At 69.1% G+C, this 3,183-nt stretch carries 3 protein-coding genes; 2 read left to right on the top strand and 1 reads right to left on the bottom strand.

The genetic code is table 11. The features are described from left to right. Together E8A12_RS09465 and E8A12_RS09460 are read left to right on the top strand one after the other, a co-directional pair. Window positions 1-1,218, top strand: a 1,218-nt coding sequence (locus E8A12_RS09465) for a hypothetical protein (protein WP_293367988.1), incomplete at its 5' end; no start/stop codon positions are given. Window positions 1,219-1,261: 43 nt separating this feature from the next. After that, window positions 1,262-2,815 (top strand): long-chain-fatty-acid--CoA ligase, encoded by a 1,554-nt coding sequence (locus E8A12_RS09460; RefSeq protein WP_293367986.1) that lies wholly within the window; start codon window positions 1,262-1,264, stop codon window positions 2,813-2,815. A gap of 16 nt (window positions 2,816-2,831) precedes the next feature. On the opposite strand, the gene E8A12_RS09455 is transcribed toward E8A12_RS09460, so the two are convergent. After that, a partial coding sequence (locus tag E8A12_RS09455) for a PEP-CTERM sorting domain-containing protein (protein ID WP_293367983.1) occupies window positions 2,832-3,183 on the bottom strand: 352 nt, incomplete at its 5' end.

Genomic DNA, 3,183 nt, shown 5'->3' with positions numbered 1-3,183 from the left:
GCGCCGGCGGATGCAGCTCAGCCGCCGCACATGGGCATGGGCATGGGCATGGCCCAGATGGAAGGCGCGCTCGGCTCCTATGTCTTCACCCGGGAATCCTCGGGGACCTCGTGGCAGCCGGACGCCTCGCCGCACGAGGCGATCCACCTCAAGGAAGGCGACTGGCTGGTCATGTTCCACGGCCAGCTCACCGGGGTCTGGGACAGCCAGAGCGGCCCGCGCGGAGGAGAAAAGGCTTTCGCCTCGGGCATGCTGATGGCCATGGCCCAGCGGCCGCTCGGCGACGGCGAACTGCAGCTTCGCGCCATGCTGAGCCCCGACCCGCTGATGGGGCCTTCCGGCTATCCGCTGCTGCTGGCCACCGGCGAGACGGCGGACGGCAAGACCCCGCTGGTGGATCGCCAGCATCCGCACGACCTCTTCATGGAGCTGTCGGCCTCCTACGCGTGGAAACTGGCGGCGAGCTCGAGTGCATTCGTCTACGCCGGCCTGCCCGGAGAGCCCGCGTTCGGCCCCCCGGCGTTCATGCATCGGCTCTCCATCATGGACAGTCCCGAGGCCCCGATCAGCCATCACTGGCTGGATTCCACCCACATCACCTTCGGGGTGATCACCGGCGGGGTCGTGCTGGGGGACTGGAAGGTGGAGGCCAGCGCCTACAACGGCCGCGAGCCGGACCAGCACCGCTACGACATCGAGACCGGCCCGCTCGACTCGACGGCGGTGCGGCTGTCCTGGAACCCGACGAGGAACTGGGCGCTGCAGGCGTCCTGGGCCGACGAGATCAGTCCCGAACAGCTCGAACCCGGCGTCGACCAGCACAAGGTCTCGGCGAGCGCGATCTACACCGTTGACCTTGGCGGCCATCGCTGGTGGTCGACGACTGCGGCCTGGGGCCGGCGTTCGAGCGATGGCGCGGACCTGGACGCCTGGGTGTTGGAGAGCGCGGTGAAGCCCACCGCCGCCTGGACGATCTTCAGCCGCGCGGAGCACGTGCAGAACGACGAGCTGACCCCGGCGCTCCTCGATCACGGACCGATTTTCAATGTCGGCAAGGTGAGCCTCGGCGCGATCCGCGATTTCCCGGTGTCGGAGCATTTGCTGTTTGGCGTCGGTGGGCTCTATTCGCTGGACTTCGTGCCGAGCGGCCTGAAGTCGGCTTATGGAAGCTCCGATCCCCACGGGGTCATGGCCTTCGTGCGCCTGAAGCTGCGCTAACAGCGTTTGGCGAAGGCTGCGCGATCGGCTAGCAATCTTCGCCATGAGAGCGATCGAGGGCCTCGCCGACATTCCCCGGATCAATGCCGCCGCGCGTCCGGAAGCCGTGGCCATCCTGTGCGAGGATCGCCGCCTCACCTATGGCGAGCTGCACAGGCGTAGCCGCCGCACGGCCGCGTTGCTGATGACCTTGGGCGCACAGCCGGGCCAGCGCGTCGCCTGGCTGGGCCGCAGCCATGAGGCTTTCTTCGAACTGCTGTTCGGCGCGGCCGAGGCGCGGGCCTGCCTGGCGCCGATCAACAGCCGCCTGGCGATCCCGGAGATCGCATTCATCCTCGACGATTCCACCGCCGACCTGTTCTTCGTCACCGGCGACTTCCTGGCCGCGGCCCAGGCCGTCCTGGCGCAGGTGGACCGCCCGATCCGGCTGATCGCCGTCGATGGCGCCGGCGCTGGCCTCGACGACTACGCCACCCTGCGCGACGCCGCCGCGGCCGGCGCGGCCCGTGAGCCTGTGGCCGCCGACGACGTGCTGCAGCTCTACACCTCCGGCACCACCGGCCTGCCCAAGGGCGTACGCCTGAGCAACGCCAACATGGCCGCATTCCTTGAGATCGCCATGACCTTCGAGGGCCTCGACTTCGAGCCGGACGACACCATGGTCCAGGTCATGCCGCTGTTCCACGTCGGTGGCGCCAACCCGGCGCTGGCGGTGCTGGCCGGCGGCGCCCGCCTGGTCCTTGTCCCGGTCTTCGATCCGCCCGCCGTCCTGAAGGTCATCGAGGCGGAGCGCGCCACCCGCATCGGCTTCGTGCCCGCGATGATCAACATGTTGCTTCAGCACCCGACCTGCGCGGAGATCGACTTCTCGGCCGTGAGGACCCTGGTCTATGGCGCCTCGCCGATCAGCGAGGCGGTGCTGAACGCCGCCCGCGCGAGGATCGGCTGCCGCTTCATTCAGATGTACGGCATGACCGAGTCCAACGCCGCCGGGACGATCCTGAATTGCGACGATCACCGGCCGGAACTGCTGCGCTCCTGCGGCCGGGCCTGGCCGACGCACGAGGTGCGCATCGCCGACGAGGCCGGCGCCGAGCTGCCGCCGGGCGAAGTGGGCGAGATCCAGATCCGCGGGCCCGCCGTCATGTCCGGCTATTGGAACCGCCCGGAGGCCACCGCCGAGACCATCACGCCGGAGGGCTGGCTGAAGACCGGAGACGCCGGCCACCGCGACGCCGACGGCTATGTCTTCGTCTACGACCGGGTGAAGGACATGATCGTGTCGGGCGGCGAGAACGTCTATCCCGCCGAGGTGGAGAACGCGATCCTGGGTTGCCCGGGCGTCGCCGACGCCGCGGTGATCGGCGTGCCGGACCCCAGGTGGGGAGAGGCCGTGAAGGCCGTCGTTGTACGCGCGCCCGGCGCCGAGATCGACAGCGAGGTGGTGATCGCCTGGGCGCGCCAGCGGATCGCCGGCTACAAGGCCCCCAAGTCCGTGGATTTCATCGAGGTTCTGCCCCGCAACGCCACCAACAAGGTCCTGCGTCGGGTGCTTCGCGAACCCTACTGGGCAGGCCACGGCCGGCTGGTAGGCTGAGCCGCAGCCTCGGGCGTCAGATGAGCGCCGCGGCTCGATATCGCTCTTGGCGGCGCTGTGCGCGAACCGCCGCGCCCAGGCCGCCGAAGCCGATCAGCATCAGGACCCAGGCCGCCGCTTCCGGAACCCCACCCGCCGCAACGTCCGGCGCCAGGCCGAAGATTTCCTGGCCCGTGCCGGTCAGGTTGGGACCTTCCACGCCTGCGCCCGTCGAGGGATTAAGCGTGTAGATCGCCAGCGGGCTTTCCGAACCGGCGTAAAGCACGCCGCCTTCGGAAACCGCCGCGCCAAAACCGATCGCTCCCATGGGGCCGATGATCGTCCCGGCGCCCGTCGTCGTGTTCAGGCTGTAGAGGTTGTTGGCCATG

It is taken from the genome of Phenylobacterium sp. (genome assembly GCF_004799395.1).
Taxonomy (GTDB): Bacteria; Pseudomonadota; Alphaproteobacteria; order Caulobacterales; family Caulobacteraceae; genus Phenylobacterium.
This window is presented reverse-complemented; position numbering and strand designations above follow the sequence as displayed.